Source organism: Psychrobacter pasteurii (genome assembly GCF_900162815.1).
In the GTDB taxonomy this organism is placed as follows: Bacteria; Pseudomonadota; Gammaproteobacteria; order Pseudomonadales; family Moraxellaceae; genus Psychrobacter; species Psychrobacter pasteurii.
The window spans coordinates 1-25,257 of sequence record NZ_FUGD01000040.1; the positions used below are offsets into that span (position 1 = coordinate 1).

At 44.6% G+C, this 25,257-nt stretch carries 23 protein-coding genes; 12 read left to right on the forward strand and 11 right to left on the reverse strand.

Translation table 11 applies throughout. The features are described 5' to 3' along the window. Window positions 1-279, forward strand: a 279-nt coding sequence (locus A1232T_RS01410) for an RNA-guided endonuclease InsQ/TnpB family protein (protein ID WP_143513932.1), incomplete at its 5' end; no start/stop codon positions are given. A 53-nt stretch (window positions 280-332) separates the two neighbouring features. Here A1232T_RS01410 and A1232T_RS01420 read toward each other — a convergent pair. Continuing rightward, on the reverse strand, window positions 333-1,676 hold the full coding sequence (locus A1232T_RS01420; protein ID WP_077447698.1) for an LptF/LptG family permease: 1,344 nt from the start codon (window positions 1,674-1,676) through the stop codon (window positions 333-335). Next, on the reverse strand, window positions 1,673-3,055 hold the full coding sequence (locus tag A1232T_RS01425) for an LPS export ABC transporter permease LptF (protein ID WP_077447699.1): 1,383 nt from the start codon (window positions 3,053-3,055) through the stop codon (window positions 1,673-1,675). Before A1232T_RS01425 ends, A1232T_RS01420 begins: the two co-directional genes overlap by 4 nt. Window positions 3,056-3,626: 571 nt before the next feature. Here A1232T_RS01425 and A1232T_RS01430 point away from each other — a divergent pair. The 3 genes from A1232T_RS01430 to sstT all read left to right on the forward strand — a co-directional run bounded on the left by A1232T_RS01430 (window position 3,627) and on the right by sstT (window position 7,406). Then, the gene (locus A1232T_RS01430; protein ID WP_077447700.1) at window positions 3,627-5,276 is read left to right on the forward strand and encodes a leucyl aminopeptidase; all 1,650 of its coding nucleotides are present in this window, start codon (window positions 3,627-3,629) and stop codon (window positions 5,274-5,276) included. Between the two features lie 29 nt (window positions 5,277-5,305). Continuing rightward, the gene (locus tag A1232T_RS01435; RefSeq protein ID WP_077447701.1) at window positions 5,306-5,806 is read left to right on the forward strand and encodes a DNA polymerase III subunit chi; all 501 of its coding nucleotides are present in this window, start codon (window positions 5,306-5,308) and stop codon (window positions 5,804-5,806) included. A 379-nt stretch (window positions 5,807-6,185) separates the two neighbouring features. Next, window positions 6,186-7,406, forward strand: a complete 1,221-nt coding sequence (gene sstT, locus A1232T_RS01440; protein ID WP_077447702.1) for a serine/threonine transporter SstT — start codon at window positions 6,186-6,188, stop codon at window positions 7,404-7,406. Window positions 7,407-7,499: 93 nt separating this feature from the next. Here sstT and A1232T_RS01445 read toward each other — a convergent pair whose 3' ends face one another. The 3 genes from A1232T_RS01445 to A1232T_RS01455 form a co-directional block, all read right to left on the reverse strand. After that, window positions 7,500-7,829: a chaperone modulator CbpM gene (locus A1232T_RS01445; protein ID WP_077447703.1), complete on the reverse strand. Its 330-nt coding sequence runs from the start codon at window positions 7,827-7,829 to the stop codon at window positions 7,500-7,502. Between the two features lie 28 nt (window positions 7,830-7,857). Then, the gene (locus tag A1232T_RS01450; RefSeq protein WP_077447704.1) at window positions 7,858-8,883 is read right to left on the reverse strand and encodes a DnaJ C-terminal domain-containing protein; all 1,026 of its coding nucleotides are present in this window, start codon (window positions 8,881-8,883) and stop codon (window positions 7,858-7,860) included. Window positions 8,884-9,027: 144 nt separating this feature from the next. Next, window positions 9,028-11,022 carry an ABC-F family ATP-binding cassette domain-containing protein gene (locus A1232T_RS01455; RefSeq protein WP_077447705.1) on the reverse strand — a complete coding sequence of 665 codons (1,995 nt, stop codon included), beginning with the start codon at window positions 11,020-11,022 and terminating at the stop codon, window positions 9,028-9,030. 386 nt (window positions 11,023-11,408) lie between these two features. Between A1232T_RS01455 and erpA the strand changes: the two genes are divergently transcribed. The 6 genes from erpA to def all read left to right on the forward strand — a co-directional run bounded on the left by erpA (window position 11,409) and on the right by def (window position 17,474). Next, entirely contained in the window at window positions 11,409-11,738 is a 330-nt protein-coding gene (gene erpA / locus A1232T_RS01460; protein WP_077447706.1) for an iron-sulfur cluster insertion protein ErpA, read from the forward strand. A 356-nt stretch (window positions 11,739-12,094) separates the two neighbouring features. Beyond that, window positions 12,095-13,684 (forward strand): glutamate--cysteine ligase, encoded by a 1,590-nt coding sequence (gene gshA / locus A1232T_RS01465; protein ID WP_077447707.1) that lies wholly within the window; start codon window positions 12,095-12,097, stop codon window positions 13,682-13,684. A 290-nt stretch (window positions 13,685-13,974) separates the two neighbouring features. Then, window positions 13,975-14,490: a disulfide bond formation protein B gene (locus A1232T_RS01470; RefSeq protein WP_077447708.1), complete on the forward strand. Its 516-nt coding sequence runs from the start codon at window positions 13,975-13,977 to the stop codon at window positions 14,488-14,490. Between the two features lie 145 nt (window positions 14,491-14,635). Continuing rightward, a complete protein-coding gene (gene mpl, locus A1232T_RS01475; protein ID WP_077447709.1) occupies window positions 14,636-16,135 on the forward strand; it encodes a UDP-N-acetylmuramate:L-alanyl-gamma-D-glutamyl-meso-diaminopimelate ligase in 1,500 nt (499 codons plus the stop codon). A 341-nt stretch (window positions 16,136-16,476) separates the two neighbouring features. Beyond that, the gene (locus A1232T_RS01480) at window positions 16,477-16,725 is read left to right on the forward strand and encodes a GlsB/YeaQ/YmgE family stress response membrane protein (protein WP_077447710.1); all 249 of its coding nucleotides are present in this window, start codon (window positions 16,477-16,479) and stop codon (window positions 16,723-16,725) included. A gap of 218 nt (window positions 16,726-16,943) precedes the next feature. After that, a complete protein-coding gene (gene def, locus A1232T_RS01485) occupies window positions 16,944-17,474 on the forward strand; it encodes a peptide deformylase (RefSeq protein WP_077447711.1) in 531 nt (176 codons plus the stop codon). A gap of 71 nt (window positions 17,475-17,545) precedes the next feature. On the opposite strand, the gene A1232T_RS01490 is transcribed toward def, so the two are convergent. The 3 genes from A1232T_RS01490 to dnaJ form a co-directional block, all read right to left on the reverse strand. Beyond that, window positions 17,546-18,742, reverse strand: coding sequence for a DUF819 family protein (locus tag A1232T_RS01490; RefSeq protein ID WP_077447712.1), 1,197 nt, complete (start codon window positions 18,740-18,742; stop codon window positions 17,546-17,548). 106 nt (window positions 18,743-18,848) lie between these two features. Continuing rightward, entirely contained in the window at window positions 18,849-19,673 is an 825-nt protein-coding gene (dapB, locus tag A1232T_RS01495) for a 4-hydroxy-tetrahydrodipicolinate reductase (RefSeq protein ID WP_077447713.1), read from the reverse strand. A gap of 249 nt (window positions 19,674-19,922) precedes the next feature. After that, window positions 19,923-21,053, reverse strand: a complete 1,131-nt coding sequence (dnaJ, locus tag A1232T_RS01500; RefSeq protein ID WP_077447714.1) for a molecular chaperone DnaJ — start codon at window positions 21,051-21,053, stop codon at window positions 19,923-19,925. A gap of 221 nt (window positions 21,054-21,274) precedes the next feature. Here dnaJ and A1232T_RS01505 point away from each other — a divergent pair, with 221 nt between their 5' ends. After that, on the forward strand, window positions 21,275-21,934 hold the full coding sequence (locus A1232T_RS01505) for a DUF2939 domain-containing protein (protein ID WP_077447715.1): 660 nt from the start codon (window positions 21,275-21,277) through the stop codon (window positions 21,932-21,934). A gap of 66 nt (window positions 21,935-22,000) precedes the next feature. On the opposite strand, the gene A1232T_RS01510 is transcribed toward A1232T_RS01505, so the two are convergent. Both A1232T_RS01510 and A1232T_RS01515 read right to left on the reverse strand, forming a co-directional pair. Next, window positions 22,001-23,119, reverse strand: coding sequence for a thioredoxin fold domain-containing protein (locus A1232T_RS01510; protein WP_167367020.1), 1,119 nt, complete (start codon window positions 23,117-23,119; stop codon window positions 22,001-22,003). 223 nt (window positions 23,120-23,342) lie between these two features. After that, window positions 23,343-24,047, reverse strand: a complete 705-nt coding sequence (locus A1232T_RS01515) for a pseudouridine synthase (protein WP_077447716.1) — start codon at window positions 24,045-24,047, stop codon at window positions 23,343-23,345. A 203-nt stretch (window positions 24,048-24,250) separates the two neighbouring features. Between A1232T_RS01515 and A1232T_RS01520 the strand changes: the two genes are divergently transcribed. Then, on the forward strand, window positions 24,251-24,859 hold the full coding sequence (locus A1232T_RS01520; RefSeq protein WP_077447717.1) for a YigZ family protein: 609 nt from the start codon (window positions 24,251-24,253) through the stop codon (window positions 24,857-24,859). 119 nt (window positions 24,860-24,978) lie between these two features. Here the strand turns inward: A1232T_RS01520 and A1232T_RS01530 are convergent. Next, window positions 24,979-25,257, reverse strand: a 279-nt coding sequence (locus A1232T_RS01530; RefSeq protein WP_077447718.1) for a zinc ribbon domain-containing protein, incomplete at its 5' end; no start/stop codon positions are given.

Sequence of the window (25,257 nt, forward strand, 5' to 3'; positions counted from 1 at the left end):
ACATACGATGCAGGTTGGTTTGAACTCAAACGACAACTGGAATATAAATGCAAGCATGCAGGTTGTCAGCTTGAGATCGTAAATGAGAGTTACACTACCCAGACCTGCTCGTGCTGCCACAAAATAAGTGACAGTAGCCCGAGAGGTAGAGCAGGTTTGCGAATAAGAGGATGGAGGTGTGCTGAGTGTGGCACATGGCATGATAGAGATATCAATGCTGCTAAGAATATCCTTGCGGTCGGGCTTGACCGTCTAGCTGTAGGAATCCCCTCGGTTTAGCGAGGGGAGGAAGTCAAGGGTACATTCACGACTAAAGCGACATCTAGCCTTATCTAACCTTGTCGTTTAATTAAATAAAAGCCCAAAGCTGCACTCCCTAGGATAGGTAATAACACCATCAATAAGGGAGAGGCACCCGTAGCCAAGGCCACAAAGCTAGTTAAGTCTTGAATGTAGCTAAACAGCAGACCAAAGATTAACGCCACCACAATACGTAAGCCTAGGCTGTGCGTACGCAGAGAGCCAAACACAAAGGAACACGCCACAATTACCAACGATAAAATAGCAAAGGGTGATAACAGCTTCTGCCAAAAGGCCACTTCATGTTCAAGTGAACGGGTGCCTTGTGAAGCATTAAAGCGCTTATGGTCATAAAGCTGAGTGAGCGATAAGTCCTCGGCACGGCGAGTCAATAGATACACTGAGCTTGGCGAAATAGGCAGATTAATTACATCATCTGATTGATTTTGTTTCGACACCAAAGGCTCAGTGTTTAACACGATGTTCCGTGACTGTTTGACATTACTAGGCATTCCCTGGCTGAGTACAGCGCTGCTCGGTGCCCCAGATGTAGTTTGCGTCTGCTCTATTTCTTCTGATTGGGTAATGACCGCCCGTTCTGCCAACTTTAGGGTGGTAACGTCTTCTAGTTGCCACTGATAGTTAATCAGCTCTTTTCCAGCTTCTGTCAGATCTTGTAAGCTCGCTTGTGTTTGCTCATTGGCCTTAGGTAAATAGATACCACCAGATGCTTTAGAGACGGCCATTAAGTTGTTATTTTCATCCAAATGCCAACGCTTTACTTGACCAATATTGCCATTGGCATCTGCGTAGTCGATATAGATGATGTTGTGACCCATCTCCCCTTGCTGTGCATTCTCACCCACAGCAGGAGCATTTTGTAAGGTCCAGTAACCATTGACCGAAGCAAGTAGGGCGGTATCAGGCTTTCGAATTTGGTTCGCTTTTAAATTAGACTCAGGCAGCACATATTGGTTAATAGCCAATGCCAATATGACAAAAATAAAGGCCGGCTGTAACACCCAGCTGACAATACGATTAATACTTAACCCGGCTGCCCTCATCACAATGAGCTCAGAGTTATTGGCCAATAAACCCAGTCCCACTACAGCCCCTAGCAAGGCACCGGTGGGAGTAAACTGCTCTAAAAAGTAGGGCGATTTATAAAAAATATAGGTCAAAGCATCAAAGTAGGTATAAGTCTCTGAGATGTCTTCTAATTCAGCCAAATAGGCAAAGATCATCTGCAATGCCCACAGCCCTATCACCGCAAACAGCATGGCAAATAGGGCGTTCTTTTTGACATAGCGTGAGATGATCTTGCCAGACTTTACGCCAGGCAATGTCTTGGAGTCGCCAAATTTCATAGGGTTCATGATCGGCCTCCATTATCAAAAGTGTTATTAGAATTAGATTCCATTTTGCGTTGGCCCAGTCTGAAACGCACTCTATGATGAATTCGGCTTGCCCAGTTCAAATACAGTGCCAATACCATAAAGCTTATGATAGCAAAAGGGTAACTCCAAACTGGGATAGAGCCTTTGGTCACTGAGTTTTTCAGCGAAATAACCACCAAGGCACAGCTGGCATAAATAAGAATTGCCGGTAGCAGTCTCAACCAGCGCCCCTGTCTAGGACGAACTTGTGCTAAAGGAACGGCCAACATGGGAGCCAAAATAATCAACCAAGGTAAAGATAAGCGGTAGCCTAGCTCTGCTTGAGCCGCAAGGATTTGCTGCTGATCAGGCTTTTGGGTTGGGGCCGGCTTGTTAGTCGTTGAGTCCGCATTTAGGTCAATCACTGTCGCGGCTTGACCGGTAGCGGCTTGCCACAATACGGGCAAGCTCTGAGTCGCCACGTTGTCATCGGTAATGATGTCTTTGGGAGGTTGGTTAATACTGATGCGATAGCGCTCAAAGCTGACTTGGTTATACACCAAACTGTCCGCCCCTACCTCATAGCGTCGACCTTGGAATAAGTCTAGCTGGGTGGTATCCCCTGTGTCACTGCCCATCACTTGTACGGCTCGTTTTGCCAACACAATCACGTCCCGATCGGCTTTGGCATCGGCTTCTGCTTTTTTGGCAGCTGAAGCAACGGGCCGGGTTAACTCAGTGATGGTTCTATCTGCTTGAGGAGATAAAGTTGGTGCTGCTGGCTCGGCACCGTCTGCCTCATCCATAGTGGTTTGATTAGCGGAGGGTAAGTCAGGCTTTGCTCCCTCAGCTTTATCTTTATCGCCCGTTTGTACCAGTATCACATCTTGTAGCTCGGTACGGTCTTCATTCATACCGCCCACATATAAGTGGTAATCGTTACTGCTAATAAAAGACTGTGGTCGAATCAAATCAAAGGCACTACTTAAAGACTGCTGCTGCCAGATATTGTCTGAGTTTCTAACGCCCCAAGGTTTGCCGTATAAAGATAACCCTGCCTCTATGACAAACAGTAATAGAATAAAAGGAATCATTAATCGGGCTAAGCGGCCGCGCGAGATACCACTACTATTTAGCACCGCCATTTCTTGATCCACATACAGTCGACCAAACACCAGCATTAACCCAATAAAAAAGGACAGCGGCAACACCAACTCTAAAAAGTAAGGCAGGTTATAGCCAATAATGGCAAATAATAAACCCACATCAAGGCGCCCTTCAGCAGCAATACCAAAGTAGCGGATCATTCTTCCGCCCAGCAGTAATACCACCAAAAACCCCAATACCAAGGCGGTTGTTGAGGCTACTTGTCGGGTCATGTATCGGCGTAAAATCACAGGCAAACTCAAATTATATTAGAGGAATGAAACAACGGTTTAAACCCCAGTATACAGCTACCAATCAAAGGGGGGATTTTGACTGGCATTATTTCAGCAAATCATAAAGGATTATGCTAGAAATTAGGAAACATATTGGTATTCATTAACAAAGGACATACATCAAAGTGTCATAGCTTATCGTTTGGTAATAAAACACTGACAACCAACGCGTATTATAATAGTAAGGTACATAATGAGGATAGTGGCTCTATGGAATGGACTTTTCCCTCTATCCTAGCATGATTCTGCCATTTTTAGAGTAGCGATATCCGCCTATCTGCCCATAATCTAGGCCAATATGTTAGACTATACGGCAGGCTCAGTCCCTATATCATGAGCCAAATAAACAGCTATGCTTATTGGCCATTATTGGCTAATACCCTTATTAAATTTAAAGCTAAAATAACAGTAAAAGCTTAAGGCTATGGCTAAAACTAGTTTTCCTTGAGCCTTAAGTCACTGTCAAAAACACTATAAAAACAAACTCATCAAATAACACACAGGAATGACTATGAGCTTAACTCTTTCAGTATCTAAAACCTTGCCAAAACTGGCGTCAAAAAAATTACTAAAAAAAGCGCCTGCCGACAATGAAACCCAAAGCCACTGCTTAGCGGTATTGGTCGATGACAAAGCCAACTTAATTGGCAATTTCAAAGGGTTAGAAGCCTATCAGCAACGTATCGAAGATTTAATCGCTGTCTCTGACTTCAGTGGTAAGCTTGGCGAAACAGTAGCAGACTTTGCGCTATCAGCCGATGCCAAAAAAGCGCCACTACAACTTTTTTTAGTGGGCGTGGGCAAACCTGAGAAAATCAATTCAACTTCTATTCAAAAGATTGCCACAGCCCTTTATAAGAATACTCACAAACGTGTGACCAACTTAGCAGTGGCTATCGGTGATGACCTATCTGATGAAAGCCTTCAGCAGTTAGCCTTAGAACTACTAAACGCCAGCTATCGCTTTGATAAATATAAAGCGGAAACTTCTGAACCAAAGCTGTCTGAAGTCACTTTGGTATCTGCTAGCGTATCACAAGAAACCGTTGATTATGTGGCTGCCGTTCACAGTGGTCAATCTTTGGCACGTGATGTCGCCAATGAGCCAGGTAACATTTGCTTCCCAGCTTACATGGCAGATCAAGCAAAAGAGTTGGCCAAAGCTTATCCAGACCTATTGAAAGTGACGGTACTGGGCGAAAGCGAAATGGAAGAGCTGGGCATGAATTGCTTCTTGTCTGTGTCTCGCGGCTCGGTTCGTGAAGGTCAACTGGTTATCCTTGAATACCAAGGTCAAAACCAAGCCATTACCAACTCAGGTTCAAACAGCTTCACAGGTACCTTAGCTAATAACATCAAAGCTGTGGCAGACAAATTACCGAAAAAAGCGGCTAAAGCTAAAAAGGTTGATGTCGATGCAGAGTCTGTAGAAGAAAACTTTGATGCTCCTATCGTATTAGTAGGTAAAGGCGTAACATTCGACTCAGGTGGTATCTCAATCAAACCAGGCGCTGCCATGGATGAGATGAAATTCGATATGGGTGGTTCAGCTTCTGTATTAGGAACAATTAAAGCCTTGTGTGAAGCCCGTCTACCTATCAACGTAGTCGGTGCCCTAGCTTGTGCAGAAAACATGCCATCAGGTGAAGCTACTCGCCCAGGCGATATTGTGAAAGCTATGAACGGTATGAACGTTGAAATTCTAAACACCGACGCAGAAGGCCGTTTGGTTCTAGCCGATACGCTATGCTACGTTCAGCGTTATAACCCACGTGCCATCATCGATGTGGCCACGCTGACAGGCGCTTGTGTGATTGCCTTAGGTCATGTCCGTTCAGCGGTATTTAGTAACGATGAAGACGTACTGTTTGAACTAGAAAACGCCAGTGATCAGTCAGGTGACCTAATCTGGCACATGCCTCTTGATGATCAGTATCAAAGCCAGTTGGATTCTCCAATTGCTGATATCCAAAACATTGGTGGCCGTGCCGCTGGTGCTGTAACCGCGGCGTGCTTCTTATCTCGCTTCATCGAAGAAGATCAAGCGTGGGCTCACTTAGACATCGCAGGCACTGCTTGGAATTCAGGTAAAGAGAAAGGCGCAACAGGCCGTCCCGTTCCTTTATTCATGCAGTATCTAAAAAATATGTCTCAGCAGTAATCTGACTGCTAGACGTATAAAAGCTGCTTATGCAAATTAGTTTTTATGTCCTCGGTGAGCGTTATATGAAGCATGACGCCACCGCAGCGAGCACCGTTTCAGCTGTTAATGCTGAGGCGGTGCTCAACTTTGTGTGTCGATTGACCCAAACGGTCTTGAATAAAAGCGAACACAGCTTAGTTATCATTGATGACCAAACTGATCGGCTTCGTGAATTAGACGAGCAACTGTGGTCTTTTGATGCTACCAGCTTTATCCCTCACACTCTTATTTCTGATGATCATGATGATCAAGTCACTGCAGATAAACTTTCTGCCCCTGTGACGCTACTCTCCTCGTTGCCACAAAGCTTCGATGGTGTGGTTTTAAACCTAGCCCCTACTGCCCTTCCTTTGTCCAAAAGTGGCACTCTGCCTGAAAGGGTTTTAGAAATCATCACCCCTGATGAGGTCAGCAAACAGCAAGGCCGTGATAAATACCGAGCCTATCGTGATTTAGGTTTTGAACTTATTTACTATCCAATTAATTAAGTACCATCTAGCCAATTAAGTACCATCTAGCCAATTAAGTACTGCCCCATCAATTAAGCCAATTATCTGTGCAAACTCAGGTAGATACCGGACATTAGCCGGCTTTTTTTGTGCCTATTATTAAAACCAATTTGTAGTTATCTGTTGCAGTCGAGTTTAACTTTTGTATAATCAGGGCATAATCTGATTATGTGATAGTGCTTAGCGGAGCAACGTTTACTAAAATTTTACTGGCAATGTCTCTTAAAACTCTATCTCTCAATCAAATCATATAACCTAAAGATATTTGGGCATGGGCTTTAAGCTTATGCACTTTATGCTTTTATTTTTTTATTTTTAGTGCTGACTTATTTTGAGTTAGCACTTATATGGAGAGCTTATGAGAGCCCTTATTGACATGTACCAACGCATCGGCTTGGTGCCTCTAATTATTATTGGGCTAGTAATTGGTATCTTAATAGGCTGGCTATTACCTTCAGTTGGTATCGCATTAGGTCTACTTGGTAGCTTATTTGTGGGTGCGCTAAAGGCTGTAGCTCCTATTTTGGTATTCATTTTGGTTATGGCTGCAGTTAGTCAGCACCAAGGTGAAAGCCAAGTTCATGTAAAACCTGTGTTAATCATGTACATCTTTGGCACCTTCATGGCCGCCCTAACTGCTGTAGTAGCCAGCTTTGCCTTCCCAACCGAGCTTATTGGTCTAAACACCATTGAAGCGGTTGCGGACCAAGCCCCACCTTCTGGGTTAAAAGAAGTATTGACCACGCTACTTATGAACTTAGTCGATAACCCAGTTAATGCTATCGCTAGTGCCAACTATATGGGTATTTTAGCTTGGGCATTAATCATTGGTTTTGCTCTACGTAAAGCTTCTGCCACTACCCGCACTATGGTAGCTGACTTATCAGAAGCCATCTCTAATGTGGTACGCTTTGTCATCGCATTCGCCCCTATCGGTATCTTAGGCTTAGTGGCCAATACCATTGCTGAAACCGGCTTTGGTGTCTTAGCAAGCTATGGTCGCCTGCTAACGGTACTGCTTGGCTCTATGCTATTCATCGCTTTAGTCGTCAACCCAATCATTGTGGCCTTTAGCATTCGTAGAAACCCATATCCGCTGGTATTTAAGTGCTTACGTGAGTCAGGGATTACAGCGTTCTTTACCCGTTCATCAGCAGCTAACATCCCAGTAAACATGAACTTAGCCAAGAAGCTTGGCTTGCATGAAGACACTTACTCAGTGACTCTACCTTTGGGTGCGACTATCAATATGGCCGGTGCTGCCATCACTATTAACGTGTTGACCTTAGCGGCCGCTCATACTTTGGGTATCTCAGTCGACTTCGGCTCAGCGTTACTACTAAGTGTGGTTGCCACTGTCGCTGCTACCGGTGCTTCAGGCGTAGCAGGGGGTTCTTTACTACTTATTCCACTGGCTTGTAGCTTATTCAACATTCCTAACGATATCGCTATGCAAGTTGTGGCGATCGGCTTTATCATTGGTGTGGTGCAAGACTCAGCAGAAACGGCTCTTAACTCGTCAACAGACGTATTATTTACCGCAGCCGCTGACCCAGTGATGAAAAACAAAACCGCTTAAGCGTTAAATAAATCAAATAGCATTAACAAAAGAGGCCACAAATTGGGGCCTCTTTTTTTGCAACAACTCTTTTTTTTACAACAATAAAGTCAATTATTTTGGTTTAATTTCGACCTCAACGGTATGTACCGCCTGCATTGACGCTTGCTGCTGACGCTTGAACTGACGTAGCTGCTCTACTTCTTCTAACAGCTCCAAAATCAGTCCAATGGCTGGAATACTGGCATCGAAGTCACGACTTAAGCGTGAGGCACGACGCACTGTAGCCAACTGATAACCGGTAAATTGCTGGGTTTCTGGCACATCATATTCGATGACATTTTCTTCGATTAACGCCATTACCCAATTACGCTCAGCACCACAAGCGGCAACGAGCTCATCTAAGGTCATGATAATATCGTTAAATTCATTAGAATGTTTCATGATAACCGTCCCTCTTATCGTTATATTTTTAGCGCTTTATAGTGATATCAGCGAAGCTTTGCTTTAAAGCTTCATACGCTTGCTGTTGGGCTTCGGTACTCACCTCTGGGTTAACAATATTTAACGTCAGGTATAGGTCGCCTGCCTGCTTGGCAGGGATACCTTTGCCTTTAACTCTTAAGTGGCTACCAGACTTACTGTTTTTGGGGATAGTTACCCCCAAGGTCCCTGCTGGGGTGCTAACATTAATCTTCTCACCTAAAGCGGCTTCCCAAGGGGTAATATTGACCGTCTGATAGACATCAGTGCCTTCTAAGCGGATGTTGTCATCATGTTGGATCATCACTTTTAAGAATAAATCACCATTTTTACCACCGCCGTAGCTTGCAGCACCTTGACCACTTAAGCGGATTTGCTTGCCTTCAGTGATTCCTTTAGGGATTTTGATCTTCAAGGTTTTTTGTTCATGACTTACCGTACCATCTGCCTGACGGGTAGGAACATTTAGCTTAATGCTATAGTCATCGCCTTTATAGACCGAGTCTAAACTGACACTAATCTCTGCGTGTTGGTCTTGACCCGGCGTAGGGCCCGCTTGTTGGAAGGCATCGCCAAAGTGATCAAAGCCTTCAAAGCCAGATTGTGCCGATTGGCGAGAAGACCTAGCCCCGCCCCTGCCGCCGCCAAAGGCTGAGAAGATATCGTCAAAGCGGAAGCTGCCACTACCAAAAGGGGCGCCCTCGCCAAATTGATCTTTAATGTCTTCCCATCTAAAGCCACCTTGCCCGCCTGCGCCGCCAAAGCCACCAGCCCCACCGAAACCGCCTGCCCCGGCAAAGGGATTTGCTTGCATCGCATCGTACTGTGCCCGTTTTTCAGGGTCACGTAAGGTCTCATAGGCATTGTTGATTTCTGCGATTTTTTCATCGGCATCTTTGGCTTTGCTCACATCCGGGTGGTACTTACGCACCAACTTACGGTAAGCCTTTTTGATATCGTTGTCTGAGGCATCTTTACTGACACCTAAAACATCATAAAAACTTTTTTCTGCCATTATTATTATCCTTTTAAGCGTTTTAATCTAAAAAATCAGCTCTTAGGTTATATATAAGGGCTGCTAATCAATATTTCACGGTCTATCAAGGCAAGTTTGTTGAATTTATCAGCTACAGTGTCCTACGACTGTACCACGCCCGTACTAGGCTTCATACTGTTCAAGTTCAGTCATGGCCATAAGCATCTCTTCTTCAAGCTCTGCTTGTTGCTGCTGCAATGACGCCTGCTCATCCAGTAGTTTTAACAGCTCTTCTTTACGGGCATCTTCATAAAGCGTGGTATCGGCCAGCTTTAATTCCAAATCCGCCAAACCAGCACTGACTTTATCTAGCTTCTTCTCTGCTTGCTCAATACGCTTACGAATTGGTGCTGTAAGCTTACGCTGCTCTGCAGCCAGTTTACGGCGCTCTTCTTTGCTAAGCTGAGGTTCTTCTGCCTTCGCTTTGGCTTCTGCAGCCTTTCTTTCCTCTTCTGCTTTCTTCACAGCTTGGTTTGACGCAGCTTTGGCATCACGAGATTCTTTTGCCGCTTCTTTGGCATCTGATTTACGCTGCTCAGACAGCCATTTGCCATAATCTGAGACATCACCCTCAAACTCTTGTAGCTTGCCGTCATGCACCAGATACAGCTCATCACACACGTTGGCGATTAACTCACGGTCATGCGATACCAGAACCACTGCCCCAGCGAAGCCTTGCAGCGCCATCGTCAACGCTTGACGCATTTGTAAGTCTAAGTGGTTGGTCGGCTCATCCAGCACCAATACGTTGGGTTTTTGCCATACGATTAACGCCAAAGTTAGACGAGCACGCTCACCACCCGAGAAGAGTTTGCTTGGTGTATCAATACGATCACCGCGGAAATCAAAGCTGCCTAAGAATGAGCGCAGCTCGGCATCTGAGGTCTTGCCAGCGATACGGCGCATCATAATCATTGGCGTGGCTTCGGCATCCAAGCTGTCCATCTGATGCTGGTTAAAGTAGCCAATATGCAGCGTGTCCGAAACTTTATAACTGCCGGTTAACGGCTCAAGCTCACCGACCAAAGCTTTAATCAAGGTCGATTTACCCGCGCCATTCATACCGAGTAGGCCAATACGCGTGTCTGGTGTAATCTGTAAGCTGGCGTCTCTTAAAATCGGCGTCTCACTATAACCAATATCTGCTGATTTTAATGAAATCAGCGGCGAGCTCATGTGACTCGGCTCATAAAACTGGAAAGTAAAGGGGTTATCGGCCATCACAGGCGACAAATCAGCCATACGCTCAAGCTGCTTAATGCGGCTCTGTGCTTGCTTTGCCTTAGATGCTTTGGCTCTAAAACGGCGCACAAAATCTTCTAAATGCGCTTTGGTTTCTTGCTGTTTTTCAAACGCTTGCTGCTGCTGCGCCAGACGCTCACTACGGGTACGCACGAACTGTGAATAGTTACCGGTATATAAAGTCAGACGCTGATTTTCAACATGAAGAATATAACTGATGGTGGCATCTAAGAAGGTTTGGTCATGCGAGATAAGCAGTACCGTGCCATCAAATTTATTAATCCACTCCTCAAGCCATAAGATGGCATCCAAGTCTAAGTGGTTTGTTGGTTCATCGAGCAATAGCAAATCGGCGCGGCTCATCAAGGTCTTAGCCAAGTTAAGACGCATGCGCCACCCCCCAGAGAAGTCATTCACTGGCAGGTCATGCTGATTGGGCTGAAACCCTAAACCGGCCATAATTTGAGCCGCGGTGGTCGGCGTACGATAGCCATCAATTTCATCAAAGCGTTGGTAAAGATGTGCAATTTCATCATCACTTAAGCTATCAGGGGCTAACATCTTCTGATTAAGCTCATACCACTCTTTATCACCACTTAGCACATAGTCGATGGCTGGCTGAGCGCTACCTTCCACTTCCTGCGCCATATGCGCCACTTCCCAACCGCTAGGAATACTGATATTACCGGCATCCACAGTTAACTCATCGGTGGTACGCTCCCCCATATAGGTCAGAATCACCCCAAATAAGGTGGATTTTCCAGTACCATTATTACCGGTTAACCCTACTTTTTGGCCGGGGTGTATTTGGAAGGTGGCGTCTGAAAATAGTATTCTGCCATCACGGCGGACACTGACTTTGTTAAATTCAATCATGGATATTCATTCACTTTTTGGTTAATGCTAAGCGGGATAGGCAGCTTATTGGTTTGGGACGATGCTCTACAAAATTTGCAACAAAAAAGACACAGTTAATCTGCTAAGAGACATTGAAAATCAAGCATTATGCCTCATTATGTTATACTGAATGACTAATTATTTAAATAATCGTAAAATCAGTACCAACCCTGGCCACTTAATGTCTGTAATAAAGGGTAATCTGTCCGTAAAGCACGCCCATTGTAAGAAATTTACCGTCATCTTTATAGTAAGTTATCTTTAACAAACCGTGTCCCTAAAAACAGCCTCTTTATTATCGAACACAGGACTAGGCCAACTTTTGATTTTACGTTAAGTGAAGTTTTACACTTTACGAGGATATTATGAATACCATTACCATAACTGACAGTGCGGCGAATAAAGTTCGCAAATTACGTGAAGAAGAAGGTGATAAAAACCTTATGCTACGAGTGTATGTCACTGGTGGCGGCTGTTCGGGGTTTTCATATGGTTTTAATTTCGCTGAGGAAGAAGGCGAAGACGATGCCAGCTTTGAAAACGACGATGTGACCTTATTGGTAGACTCGCTAAGCTATCAATATCTACAAGGCTCGACGGTAGACTACACTGAAGGGTTAGAAGGCGCTCGCTTTATTGTCACCAACCCTAATGCGACGACCACTTGTGGCTGTGGCTCTTCATTCTCTATTTAATTAAGCCCGATTGGCTTTGGGTCAAAATTGATTCTAAGCCATAATGCACGACAAGTCTGATTATGACCGCTACAAGCTCTCGTTTGGTATTGTAGCGGTTATTTTTTTATTATTTTTTTGATACCTTGTTTTTGATAACTTGCCCAAACCTAGTTTATCTAGGTTTAGGTGAGTATTAACCTAGCTTTTGGCTGTCATTTGTAAACTTACATGATTTTTTAATAGGTTTAAGCTACACTAAATCGATATATAAGTGGCTCATTTGGGCCTATAAAAACTACATTACCCTACCTTAGCGCTATTAATTGCTCTAAATTAGTAAGCCGTGGGGTGCCTATTTGATTTTGAGATATAGTATGACTGAAGTAACCGACACCTCAATAAACCTAAACCAGCCTTCGATTATCCCCTCATGGCTTTCAAGCAAACATTTAGCAGGTATGTTGCGTGGTATTGAAAAAGAAGGATTAAGAATGCAGTCGGATGGCTTCCTAGCCCAGACCCCGCATCCTGAATCACTAGGCTCAAAGTTAACCCACCCTTATATCACTACTGACTACTCTGAAAGCCTATTAGAGCTAATCACCTCTCCCAAATCTACCGTGGCCGAAACCTTAAATATGCTGCGTGAGTTGCACGTTTTGGTTTATCAATCGCTTGAAGAAGGCGAGCTGATGTGGCCACTGTCTATGCCTTGTATGCTGTCTTCAGATGACAACGACATTCCTTTGGCGGAATATGGCAGCTCTAATGTGGGCCGTCTAAAGACCCTTTATCGTAGTGGCCTAGGCATTCGCTATGGTCGCCGTATGCAAACTATTGCTGGCTTGCATTATAACCTGTCTTTTGGCGATGATTTATTCAGCGCTTGGCGAGACAGTCTGCCGACAGAAGAGCAGGCAGGTTCACTCACTGAATTTAAGAATATCAAGTACTTAGCTCTCATTCGTAACTTTAAGCGCATGAGCAGCTTGGTGCTGTATTTAACGGGTGCCAGTCCTTCAGTATGCCCGTGCTTCCTTACCGGACGTGAGCATGACTTAACGCCGATGAATAAGACCACTTACTATAAGCCAAAAGCGACCAGCCTGCGCATGAGTAAGCTTGGCTATACCAATAGCGTGCAAGATCAGCTTGATATTCGTTATAACAACCTGCCGGAATACGTGGCCGGACTACGTAAAGCGATTAACACCCCCTTCTCAGGCTTTAGTGAACTAGGGCTAGATGATGAGCAAGGCAATCCTATTCAGATTAACGATCATATCTTGCAAATCGAGAATGAGTACTACAGCCCTATTCGTCCGAAGCAAATTGCAGAGTCAGAAGAGACACCAAGCCATGCGCTAGAGTCGCGTGGTATCGCTTATGTTGAATTTAGATCGGTTGACTTAGACCCTTATAGCGACATTGGTATCCGAGTATCTACCGCCTGCTTCTTAGAAGTATTGGCACTGTACTGCTTACTAACCGACTCGCCTGACCTACTGCCTGAAGAAGATGACCTATTGGCAGAAAATGTCGAAAGAGTGGTCAATAATGGCCGTGAGCCAGGCCTAACCATCAAAACTTGTGACGGCGAAGTGGCGCTGTCTGAGTGGATGAGAAAGCACTTAGAAGCCATGTTGCCTCTAGCCACCTTGTTAGACACTGAATACGGCAGTAATAATTACCGCGTTGCCGTGACGTTAATGCTAGGTAAAGCCGTCTATCCCGATGCAACTTTATCCGCACAAGTGTTGGCAGATACTGAGAAGCTAGGCAGTACTTGGAGTCTGGGTCATGCTTTAGCCTTGCAGCATCGTGAGTCTATTATGCGTAGCTCTTTAAGCCCAAATACCCAAGCCAAATATGAAGTACTGGCGGAGAAATCTTGGATACAACAACGTGAGCTTGAGGAAAATGAAACTCAAGACTTCTATGATTATATCCAGCAATACCGCTAATGACCTGTTCTTATAGCTAGCTCTTATAATTAGTCTAGCTGGCTCTTAGAATTAAGCCCTTAAAGTTAGCTTTTAGAATGAGTTTTTAAAACTATTACAACGGAAAATAATAGCAAAAGTAGGCTAAGCTAAGCCTCTTGTAAAAAAATATAGATTATTTGGTTTAATCCGCTGTCTTTTTTATCAGCTATTTGTAGAAAACCCTAGGGCAGCTGAGTCGATATAATGGCTTGGCTGTCTTGAGAATTTGGACATTTTTTACTATCAACCGTTGCCAAGGAACACTCTGCATGCCACGCTTGCTAACTTACCGTGCCCTTAATTTTATTTTGGTTTTAATTGCTGTTATAGCTATGGCTTTTGCCATTTTCTTTTTACAAAACTACAAGGGCTTTGAGCCTTGCCCGCTGTGTATCTTTCAGCGGATTGGACTGATGGTAATGGGGGGCTTTTCGCTCATTGCCGCCATTGGTAACCCAAAAAGCAAGGCCATACAGCTGTTACTATGGCTAGGTTCAATGGCGGGTATAGGCTGGTCGACTGCGGTTGCCGCTCGCCACGTCTGGATACAGCATCTACCCCCAGATCAGGTGCCTTCTTGTGGCCCAGGTTTAGACTACTGGCTAGACGCTTTACCTATGAGACAGGTCATTAACCAAGTACTCGCCGGCTCAGGAGAATGTGCTGAAATCAGTTGGCGCTTCTTAGGGCTGTCTATCCCAGAACAAGCCCTTATCTTGTTTAGTGCTTTGGTTTTGGTTAATCTACTGGTTTTATGGCGCATTTTAAAGAATAAAACGGCTTAACTTTAACTACCTAAGTACAGCACTCGTTAAATACAGCACTCGTCAACGTCAAGCACAGCACTTGTCGAGCAGCGGTGATATCACGCCCATTGCTATAAAGCTGACTTTCCCACTTTCATTTATTTAGATAAAAACAAGAGGTTCCATGCACGTTCATATTTTAGGTATCTGTGGCACATTTATGGGCTCACTGGCATTATTGGCTCGTGACCTGGGTCATACAGTAACTGGATCAGATGCAAACATTTATCCCCCTATGTCCACTCAACTTGAACGTGCTGGGGTGACTATTCAAGAAGGCTATCACGCCAGCCATCTACAGCCTGCCCCTGACTTAGTTATCGTGGGTAATGCGATGAAGCGAGGTATTGAGGCTGTTGAGTATATGCTGGATGAAGGCATTCCTTATACTTCAGGCCCACAGTTTTTATCAGAGCAGGTGTTACAGCACCGTCATGTATTAGCAGTTGCAGGCACTCATGGTAAGACCACCACCACGACTATGTTGGCTTGGGTGCTACATTACTGTGGGATTGATGCCGGCTTCTTAATCGGCGGCGTACCTTTGGTAGACAGTGAAGATGAAAATCTAACCAAAGCCTTTGCCCACAGTAGCTACTTGGGTGCAGATAACAATGCTGAAGGCGAACGAGGTTACTTCGTCATTGAGGCGGATGAGTATGACTCAGCTTTCTTCGATAAGCGCTCAAAGTTTGTGCATTATCGCCCTCGTACCGCCATTTTAAATAACCTTGAGTTTGATCATGCCGATATCTTCAAAGACTTAGATGCCATTCAAACTCAGTTCCATCACATGATTCGCATGATTCCAAGTAGTGGCCAAATCATTATGCCGGGCCACACCCCAAGCCTTGAAGCCACTATTGATAAAGGCTGCTGGACTCCAATCTGGCGTACTGAAATTACAGATGCCACAACCGCTGACAAAGCCACGAACTGTGCTTGGCAAGCCGAACTGATTGCCGAAGATGGCAGTGAGTTTAAAGTGCATTATCAGGATGCTGAGAACGATGAACAGTTCAGCGGCACAGTACATTGGGGCATGAGCGGTCGTCATAACGTAGAAAACGCTATGGTCGCCGTGGCTGCCGCCTTCGATATCGGCATTAGTGTCGAAAAAGCCTGCGAAGCTTTGTCTCAGTTCTCAGGCATTAAACGCCGTATGGAGCTGATTGCAGACTTAGAGCTTTATAGCAATATCAGCACCACTAAAGTTAAAGTATTCGATGACTTTGCCCACCACCCTACAGCGATTACCACCACTTTAGATGGCGCCAAAAAGAAACTTAAAGAAGCCAAAATTTGGGCCATTATCGAGCCTCGTAGTAACACTATGAAGCTGGGGGTTCACAAAGACAGCTTAGCCGCTTCTGCGCAACTGGCTGATGAAGTTATCTGGTATGAGCCTGCCGGCCTAGAGTGGGGATTAACCGAAGTTGTGGGCAATGCCACCAACATCAGCAACAAACAGTACGTAATGAATGACACCCAAAAAATCATTGATCACCTAGTCTCACAGCTAGGCCAAGCCGGCAAAGATGATGCGGTGATTATCATGTCAAACGGTGGATTTGAAGGCATTCATCAACGCTTATTAGAGGCCTTACAAACGGCAGCAAAATAAGCGCTTTGAGCAAAAATAGACCGTTAGAAGCAAAAATAGACCGTTAGAAGTAAAAGACCCCTTACTCTATATAGAGTAAGGGGTCTTTTACTTTATCAGAGCTGCTTATTTGCTCAAGACTAAAGCCCTAAAAGGCAGACACCAACAAAAGCTTATATAAGTTTTACAATCAGTTAACTAAAGAAGGCTAATTCTTTTCAATTAGCTAGCTATTCTCACAGAGCTAGTACATGGTTAACAATTCCGCCTTACCAGTGTTTGCCAATATTGACTACAATCCTAAGTACAATATTAATTCAAGACAAAAAGTCTCTAACAATATAATTTAAGGAAGGTAAGTCATGATTTGGACAATTCTTATTGGACTGGTTGCTGGTCTATTAGCACGAGCTATTAAACCGGGTAATGACGCAATGGGCTGGATTATGACCATTGTTTTAGGTATTGCGGGTGCTTTCGTAGGTGGCTTTATCGCTAGTGCCATTGGCGTAAATAGTGATGGCGGCTTTATCGGTCTGGCCTTCTCAGTAATTGGCGCAATTATCTTACTCTTTATCTATGAGCTAATTATCAGCAAAACCTCTGCGTAAGCTCAATAAAGATAAGATAAGCCTAGTTAAAGGCCAAACTATCTAAAGATATTTAATATATTTGTGGCACTATGCCCAGTTTTACCTTAGCGGACTTAGTGATAAGTCCGCTTTTTTTACCCTGGCTACCTTGATATTTGTCTCTTCACCCCTCATTGACTTAGGTATAATAGCTTAATACCCTAATTTAATTTTAATTTATACATATGTGATTTCCTATGGCCATATTACCTATTTTGAGTTATCCAGACCCTCGTCTACGGACCATTGCTGAACCGGTCAAAACCGTTGATGCCGATATCAAACAGCTTATCGCAGATATGATTGAGACCATGTACGATGCCAAAGGTATTGGACTGGCCGCCACCCAGGTTGACCGTCACATCCAGCTTATCGTCATGGACTTGTCTGAAAACAATGACTCGCCACGTGTCTTTATTAACCCTAAGGTGACGCCTTTGGTGGAAGATAAAAAGCCTTATGAAGAAGGCTGCTTGTCTGTGCCTGATGTCTATGATTCAGTAGATCGCCCCGTTAAAGTAAAAATTGAAGCGTTAGATGGGGAAGGTAATGCCTTTGAAGAAATCGCAGAAGGGTTACTGGCTGTGTGCATTCAGCACGAGATGGACCATTTAAATGGGGTGCTTTTTGTGGATTATCTATCAAGCTTAAAGCAAAGCCGTGCTCGTGATAAAGTGCGTAAGTATCTAAAAGCTCGTGAAAAAAGAGTTGAGTCTACCAAAGCTTAGTTTTTTAAAGTTAAAGCTAAAAAGCCCATCACTGCTAGGTTGATGGGCTTTTTTTATGAGAAGCAAAACGGTTAAGTCACACTCCGCAGCATATAAGCCATCGCAATCCCCAGATAGTTACCCAAAACATAACCCATCACGGCCACCGCTATACCAGGGAATAATAAAGCCTTATTTTTTATGCTACTGGCGATCATAGGAATAAAAGGCACTGACATGATGGCGGCGGCTCCAGTAATCACGAAGGTGTCAGCATCTACTTTAAAAAGTTTACAAAGTAGCCCATGCAGCACTATGGCTAAGGCAAGTGTGGCACTGATATAGCCAAATAACCCCCACTTAAATTCAGCTGTCAGCGATAAATTGGCCATACTACCTGACGCAAAGCAAAAAATAAGAATAAATACCATGCCCAAGGGATAGCTCACTTTAAGTTGTCGAACTTTAGGAATATAAGAAAGTAGCGCTCCCAAAGTAGTCAGCAAAATAATGGTAATAGCCGATTGCATTGGGCTATCAATCAGTCCAGAGATGACAACTGATACGGCAATACATGCAGCTGATAAACCTAAGGCTAAGCCCAATTTTGGCAAGCTCTGTTTACGGGTCAGTCCTGTAAATAAGGCCGCCCCTTCGTGGGTTAGGTGCATAAACTGTTGAGCGTCTTTATTGGCTAGGGACTTATCAGTTTGTCTAAGTGAAGTGTCTTGAAAGTCAGTTAAAAACAAACCGGCAATGGACTTTAATAAAGTCATCGCGAATAACAAATACAGCGCAGAGAGGACAATATCGTAAGTGACCATGTCGATAAATAAGCTGTCGTTGGCATTAATCGCCGCTTTAACTGCCCCGATATTTTGGCCGCCCCCGGTATAAGCTCCAACCATCATACCAGCCGCTTGCCAAATTAAAGACACCTCATCGCGGAACCAAAAAGATGTGATTGCCGTTGCCACACACATTCCCAAGCAGGCCAGCAGCATACCTTTTAGCGCACTTCCAGCCAGCTTTAATGAGGCGGGAATATTGATTGAGAAGAGTAATAAAGGAATGGCTAAGGCTATCGCAACCTCTGAGATTTGAGTCTTCACCGACATAAGCTGAGTAGCTAGCAGGGCATCGGCGGGCTGATACAGATAAGAGAACAGCAGACCACTGGCAAACGCCAAGATCACCACCCCTATCTTATCTAGCCAAGCTATTTTTTGGGCCAAAACAATCAGCAGCACAGGGGCTGCCAATAAAAACAGGCCAAACACAGCACTCATCGAAAGCCCTTTTTTTGATGACTCATTACAAACTCTTTATCGTCAGGCCGGCATCCTTGCGACCTGAACTGAAGCGATGACTTAAAACTGGCTTTTTTAACCCAGCTTATTTTAGGCCAAGCACATCTTGCATGTCATAGCGCCCCGCCTCTTGGCTAACAATCCAAGTCGAAGCACGTACTGCGCCAGCGGCGAACGTCATACGCTCACGGGCATGGTGCTTAATTTCTACCATTTCACCATCAGCAATTAACATCACACTGTGATCACCAATAATTTCACCCCCACGGATAGCGTGAATACCAATAGAACCTGGCTTACGTTCTCCGGTATGTCCTTCACGGCCATAAATAGCCACCTCTTTTAGGTTCTGACCACGGGCTTCAGCGGCAGCATTGGCCATCATAAAGGCCGTCCCTGAAGGCGCATCAACTTTATGCTTATGATGTGACTCGATGACCTCGATATCGGCAGTATCGCCAAAGGCTTTGGCAGCCATTTCAATCAACTTTAAGGACACGTTCACCCCAGTTGAGTAGTTGCCTGCATAAACCACTGGGATTTGCTCACACGCCTCATCTAAAGCTTGCTGCTGGGCTTCACTTAACCCTGTGGTACCAATGACCATAGCTACTTTGTGCTCAGCACACAGCTGCACGTTTTTCTCAGTAGAATCTGGCAAGCTAAAATCAATCAACACATCAATCTTGCCAAGTTCAGCTTCAAGATTATCGCTCAAGGCCACACCATTTTTATCTAGACCCACCAGCTCTCCGGCATCTACGCCTACTAGACTTGAGCCACTACGCTCAATGGCCGCAGCCAACTGAGTCTTCGGGTTTTGGGCAACCGCTTCAATTAACATACGTCCCATACGTCCACCGGCGCCGATAATACCTACTTTGATAGGCGCTGAGCTTAAATCTGTCATTTTTTATTTTCCTTAGTCGATGCTATTTATGATAACCAAATTAATGAGATGAATAATAATAGCATGATTGCAGAGTGCGCTGAATTTGTTAACCCTCAAATCCACTACATGGCAACAATATTTCATTTATCGCACAAAAAAAGCCTCCCGACTCTTTAGGAATCGGAAGGCTTGCTATCCCTCTAACTTAACTTTAGACAGTGGGCAATTTGCCCCCAATATCCGTCTGAATATTAGTCAAATAAAAAATTAGTCAAATAAATCGCCTAGTTTTTCAAAGAAAGACTTTTTCTTTGGCGACTGATGATGCTTGCTGTCCCCATCTAGCGTATCTTGGAACTGACGCAGCAAATCTTTTTGTTCGCGGGTTAAGTTCACCGGGGTTTCTACCATAATACGGCAGATTAAATCCCCTTTCATGGTGGTGCGCACTGGGGTCACGCCCTTGCCGCGGACACGTAGCAGCTTGCCACTTTGGGTACCTTCAGCCACTTTGATTTTGACTTTGCCATCAAGCGTTGGGATTTCCACCTCTTTACCCAAGGCCGCGTCAGTGATACTAACTGGCACGTCCATATACAGATCGGCGCCTTGACGCTTAAATACTGGGTGCTCTTTAACGCGAACTTCAACGTATAGGTCACCATTTTCAACGCCAGCACCGCCTGCTTCACCTTCACCAGCCAGACGTACTCTGTCACCGTCATCCACCCCAGCTGGGATAGAAACTTCTAGGGTACGTGACTTGTCTTTTACACCGCTACCATGACAGTCATTACAAGGGTTCTTAATTTCTTGACCTGTACCGCCACAGTTTGGACAGGTTTGCTGTACGGCAAAGAAGCCTTGCTGCATACGAACTTGGCCATGACCACCACAGGTGCTACAAGTCTGAATATCAGAAGAGTTTTTGGCGCCTTTACCATCACAAGTTTCACAAGGAGCAGGAGCGGTAAAGCTGATCTCTTTTTTACAGCCACGCACCGCTTCTTCTAAGGTTAGCTCAATGACGTAACGTAAGTCTGAGCCACGACGTTGACGACCGCCGCCACGAGATTGACCAAAGATGTCACCGAAGTTGCCGAAGATATCACCGAAGATGTCTTGGAAGTTGCCTGCACCAGCGCCGCCGAAGCCACCGCCGCCCATACCGTTTTCAAACGCTGCATGTCCCATACGGTCGTAAGCAGCACGTTTGTCTTTATCATTTAACACTTCATAAGCCATTGAGGCTTCTTTAAACTTCTCTTCAGCATCTGGATCATCAGAGTTACGGTCAGGGTGGTACTTCATGGCCAGCTTGCGGTAGGCCCTTTTAATCTCACGCTCATCTGCGTTTCTATCAACGCCTAAAACTTCGTAAAAATCTCGCTTACTCATGGAGGCTCCTATCAATATGCCAATTAGGTTTCACGTGAAACATAGCCCTTCACGGCTACAATCGGCATTAAATTCGTTATAACCCACAAAGGATTTAAATAAATCAAAAAATTAAATAATACTTTGCCTGTTTAATGGTGACAGACACCTCAATTATCAAGCGGTTATGATAAAATCACTGCATTATCCTTATAATTTGGCACAGTTGGCGGCTTCAATTTATGAAATCATTAAAATTCTTATTGGTTACTTTGCTTATTGTGGTGGTGGCGATGTTCGCAGGCTCACCCTACTACACCGCTTATCAACTAAAAAAAGCTTATGATGCCAATGACGGTGCCACCTTAGTCAGCTATATCAACTTCGATCAGGTACAGCCCAACATTCATAATCAATTAACTACCCAATTTGACCACACCTTACAGCAATATCCATTGGTAGCGCAATTGGGCGGCGATGCCTTGACTCAAGCTGCTGACGACTTTATTACCCTATCAGTGAACAAAGCAGTTACTGCTGACAACATCAGCAACCTTATCGACACTCAAGGTCAAGCCAATCAAGCCACCAAAGAGCTGGCTGCGGCTTGGGCCATTGCCAGTAATAAAGTGAACCTAACCAACCTAATACAAGACATTCTTATCCAGCGCGGAGACATCCAAGCGGTTATCCAAAATCAGATGCAGCAGGTGATGAATCAGCAGTCTGGTGAGCTACAAAGTCATGTTGAAAGCGGAGAAGATAGTGCCAAACCTAAGCTGTCTTATTGTGGTCTAAACTGCTTCACTCTCTCAGGTCAAGTAAAGGGCTATCCGCTGACGTTAGAGATGCAGCGTGAAGGGCTGTTTGGCTGGAAGGTGGTTAATGTGGTATTGCCATAAAAAAAAGCCATAAAAAAATCTCACCTAAGGTGAGATTTTTTTTAGAAATTATTGTATCGCCAAGAGCTACTTCACCCCTAAAAATGGTAAAAAGCGAGGGTCTTGGTAAGGCGCATTAAACTGTACCCCATCTTCACGATAAATGGCTGGCGTAGCAAACACAGCAAGGCCGGCCGCTTTCATATGATTGTCTTTCATGTGATTCACCGTAGTATTGGCACAAGTCTTGGCCACTGTCTCCCCTGCCATGGCTTTATCTAAAGCTTGGCGACGTGCCTCATTATCGGTTTCACACCAAATTTGACGCATCTGCTCTGGAGACTCTTCATAATAAGGATAACCGATGACTTTAACCGTGACCCCTTTGGCGTTTAGATTGGCCATATCCTTGTGCATTATTCGGCAATACGGACAGTTAATATCAGTAGCAACATAAATAACTGCTTGCTCCTTGCTGGTGGCCGGATAAATAATCAGGTTGTCCTCATCCAACTCAGACAATACATGCAAATTTTTCTTTTGTTCAAAGTCAGCATCTAAGCCAGCAAACTGACCATTTTTGATGACTGAAATCTCCCCATTGGTGAACACACTGGCGTCGGTATTGGTAATAAAAGGCTGACCGTTAAAGGTCGTACCCCAAAGAACCCCAGGCACTGCGGTATGGTATAGCGCTACTTCAGGAGTAATATTCTTAAGTAAGCTGGTGTTGGCCAATATCGAAGCTCGCAACTCTTTGCTAATGGGCATGCCACTTAAGGTTTGGCTCGGAGCTTCTTTTGGCGGGGTAGATTTTTTGGGACTGGGGTTGGTATTTAACTCACCTTGCAAGATGTAATGACCATCTGCGGTAATGTGTAGTGGCGGCTGTGGCTCTGCTCCAGGAGTTTGTGTCAGCGTAACCTGATACATAGAAGGCAACTTTGAGGGAGTGATTGAAGCAATAGGAGCGGTCATGCCTGCCCCATTAAGCAGCTGTTTGATAGTCTGCTTTTGCTGTTCGCTAGGGGCTTTTAGCTGTGAGCTGCCGTTTGCGGCTATCTTGTCGTAGGCGTTATTAAACACTTCAAGATCGGCTTGAGCGGACGACATTACGGCAAAAGGGGAAAGCGTAATAGACCCCAGTAACGATAGTGCCAGAAACTTATTCCTTGTTACACCCGGTTTGTTTGAGAAGTGTGGCATGAAAGCTCCAGTGTAGATATGAATTAACTATAGAAATTTATATAATAATAATATCTTATCTATCTTACTAAGATGACTCTATTCGTTACTTTTTGTTAGACAAAGCGATTAGCTAAAGCTTTAGAAAAAAAAACGGGCACTCTAAGTGCCCGTCTTTATTCATTCGTTTTAGATACTAATATTTTTTAGACACTAATATCAGCCTCTACGGCATATATTTGCTTTAAAAGCTGGTCACTTCTTCTTCCGTCAAGAAGCGGCTTTCACCCTTCTCTAAGCCTTCTAAAGTAATCCCACCGATACTGGCACGATGCAGTTCAGTGACTTTATTACCAAAGTAACCCATCATACGTTTTACTTGATGGTATTTACCTTCGGTCAAAATCAAACGCGCATGAGTTTCATCGATAAACTCTAAAGTTGCGGGTTTAGTCGGCTCATAATCCCCGTCTAATAAGATACCTTGAGCCACTTTTTTGACCGCATGAGCCTGCTCTTCTTCATCCATTGGATCGGCTAAGGTCAGCTCATATACTTTTTCGTGTAGGTGACGCGGACTGGTGACACGGTGTAGCCAACTGCCATCATCACTCAATAGTAGAGCACCTGTGGTATCAACGTCTAAGCGGCCAGCGATTCGCAAGTTACCTAATTCAGGTATGGCGATAAGCTCGGTCACTATCGGATACTCTTTTGGCTTTAACGTACACTCAAAGCCTTCGGGCTTATACAGCAGTAAATAACGACTGCCAGTGGCAACAGATAATGGCTCACCTGCCCACATCACTTCGTCATTGAGCACATCAACGTGCACACTACCATCTTTTACCACTTCATCATTGACCGTAATTTCACTGGCGTGCAGCACTTTTTTGGCTTCTTTACGCGACAGCTCGGTGGCCTTACTGATAAATTTGTCTAAACGCATTTATGGTATCCTTGGTTCTATAACTGATATAGTTCTGTTAGACGCAGTCTAAACCTAAGCGACTATTTATCGGGTTATAAATATCTTTATTTATGTAAATTGTATGGTGCCCAGTTTACCACACCCACTGTCTGTACAATGGATGACTTTTTTTAAACCCGTACTTTTTTATTCCAGTACCCTTTAATAAAAACATAACTTATATGACTTATCAAACTTTAGCAGCCCCTGTCACGGCCCGACTCGAAATCAAAAAGTCAGAATTCATCACTTACGCTTATCCTGTGCACAGTCGGGACAAAGCGATGTTTCACGTGGAACAACTGCGTGAAAAATACCCGGATGCCCGTCACCACTGCTGGGCCTATATCATTGGTGACCCTAACAACACCACCAGTGCGGGCTTTGATGATGATGGAGAGCCCAATGGTACTGCGGGCCGACCCATCTTAAATGTTCTGCAGCACAAGAGTATTGGTAATGTCATTGTCATTGTGGTGCGTTATTTTGGCGGAATTAAGCTGGGTGCAGGTGGGTTAACCCGTGCCTATGCCGGCTCAGCTCAAGCGGCCGTTGATGAAATGGTGCTGACCCCTTATGTGCCTATGACTCAGGTGCAAATTGAGGCGGACTTCGCCAATGAATCTCAAGTTCGTTATGTGGTTGAGGACATGGGCGGCGAAATTGGAGATGTCGATTACAGTAAGGCGGTCACTTTAAATGTGACTCTACCAGAAGCAGATATTGAAACTTTAAAAGAACGCTTAGGTATGGATGGCCGAGTGCTAGATAATGAGGATACAGAGGATTAAAACACGCTAACCACCAATGCCCTCTGAATAACAACACTACTTCGACCGCTAAACAGCACTGGCTATCAACCCGACAAAGCTTTATATTATCTTAAGTGAATTTTGACTTCCTCCCCTCGCTAAACCGAGGGGATTCCTACAGCTAGACGGTCAAGCCCGACCGCAAGGATATTCTTAGCAGCATTGATATCTCTATCATGCCATGTGCCACACTCAGCACACCTCCATCCTCTTATTCGCAAACCTGCTCTACCTTTTGGACTACTGTCACTTATTTTAAGGCAGCACGAGCAGGTCTGGGTAGTGTAACTCTCATTTACGATCTCAAGCTGACAACCTGCATGCTTGCATTTATATTCCAGTTGTCGTTTGAGTTCAAACCAACCTGCATCGTATGT

What these genes read in the sequence shown, in the direction of transcription:
- A1232T_RS01420 (WP_077447698.1), bottom strand. Translation starts at nt 1,676, where the DNA reads ATGAACCCTATGAAATTTGGCGACTCCAAGACATTGCCTGGCGTAAAG.
- A1232T_RS01425 (WP_077447699.1), bottom strand. Translation starts at nt 3,055, where the DNA reads ATGACCCGACAAGTAGCCTCAACAACCGCCTTGGTATTGGGGTTTTTG.
- A1232T_RS01430 (WP_077447700.1), top strand. Translation starts at nt 3,627, where the DNA reads ATGAGCTTAACTCTTTCAGTATCTAAAACCTTGCCAAAACTGGCGTCA.
- A1232T_RS01435 (WP_077447701.1), top strand. Translation starts at nt 5,306, where the DNA reads ATGCAAATTAGTTTTTATGTCCTCGGTGAGCGTTATATGAAGCATGAC.
- sstT (WP_077447702.1), top strand. Translation starts at nt 6,186, where the DNA reads ATGAGAGCCCTTATTGACATGTACCAACGCATCGGCTTGGTGCCTCTA.
- A1232T_RS01445 (WP_077447703.1), bottom strand. Translation starts at nt 7,829, where the DNA reads ATGAAACATTCTAATGAATTTAACGATATTATCATGACCTTAGATGAG.
- A1232T_RS01450 (WP_077447704.1), bottom strand. Translation starts at nt 8,883, where the DNA reads ATGGCAGAAAAAAGTTTTTATGATGTTTTAGGTGTCAGTAAAGATGCC.
- A1232T_RS01455 (WP_077447705.1), bottom strand. Translation starts at nt 11,022, where the DNA reads ATGATTGAATTTAACAAAGTCAGTGTCCGCCGTGATGGCAGAATACTA.
- erpA (WP_077447706.1), top strand. Translation starts at nt 11,409, where the DNA reads ATGAATACCATTACCATAACTGACAGTGCGGCGAATAAAGTTCGCAAA.
- gshA (WP_077447707.1), top strand. Translation starts at nt 12,095, where the DNA reads ATGACTGAAGTAACCGACACCTCAATAAACCTAAACCAGCCTTCGATT.
- A1232T_RS01470 (WP_077447708.1), top strand. Translation starts at nt 13,975, where the DNA reads ATGCCACGCTTGCTAACTTACCGTGCCCTTAATTTTATTTTGGTTTTA.
- mpl (WP_077447709.1), top strand. Translation starts at nt 14,636, where the DNA reads ATGCACGTTCATATTTTAGGTATCTGTGGCACATTTATGGGCTCACTG.
- A1232T_RS01480 (WP_077447710.1), top strand. Translation starts at nt 16,477, where the DNA reads ATGATTTGGACAATTCTTATTGGACTGGTTGCTGGTCTATTAGCACGA.
- def (WP_077447711.1), top strand. Translation starts at nt 16,944, where the DNA reads ATGGCCATATTACCTATTTTGAGTTATCCAGACCCTCGTCTACGGACC.
- A1232T_RS01490 (WP_077447712.1), bottom strand. Translation starts at nt 18,742, where the DNA reads ATGAGTGCTGTGTTTGGCCTGTTTTTATTGGCAGCCCCTGTGCTGCTG.
- dapB (WP_077447713.1), bottom strand. Translation starts at nt 19,673, where the DNA reads ATGACAGATTTAAGCTCAGCGCCTATCAAAGTAGGTATTATCGGCGCC.
- dnaJ (WP_077447714.1), bottom strand. Translation starts at nt 21,053, where the DNA reads ATGAGTAAGCGAGATTTTTACGAAGTTTTAGGCGTTGATAGAAACGCA.
- A1232T_RS01505 (WP_077447715.1), top strand. Translation starts at nt 21,275, where the DNA reads ATGAAATCATTAAAATTCTTATTGGTTACTTTGCTTATTGTGGTGGTG.
- A1232T_RS01510 (WP_167367020.1), bottom strand. Translation starts at nt 23,119, where the DNA reads ATGCCACACTTCTCAAACAAACCGGGTGTAACAAGGAATAAGTTTCTG.
- A1232T_RS01515 (WP_077447716.1), bottom strand. Translation starts at nt 24,047, where the DNA reads ATGCGTTTAGACAAATTTATCAGTAAGGCCACCGAGCTGTCGCGTAAA.
- A1232T_RS01520 (WP_077447717.1), top strand. Translation starts at nt 24,251, where the DNA reads ATGACTTATCAAACTTTAGCAGCCCCTGTCACGGCCCGACTCGAAATC.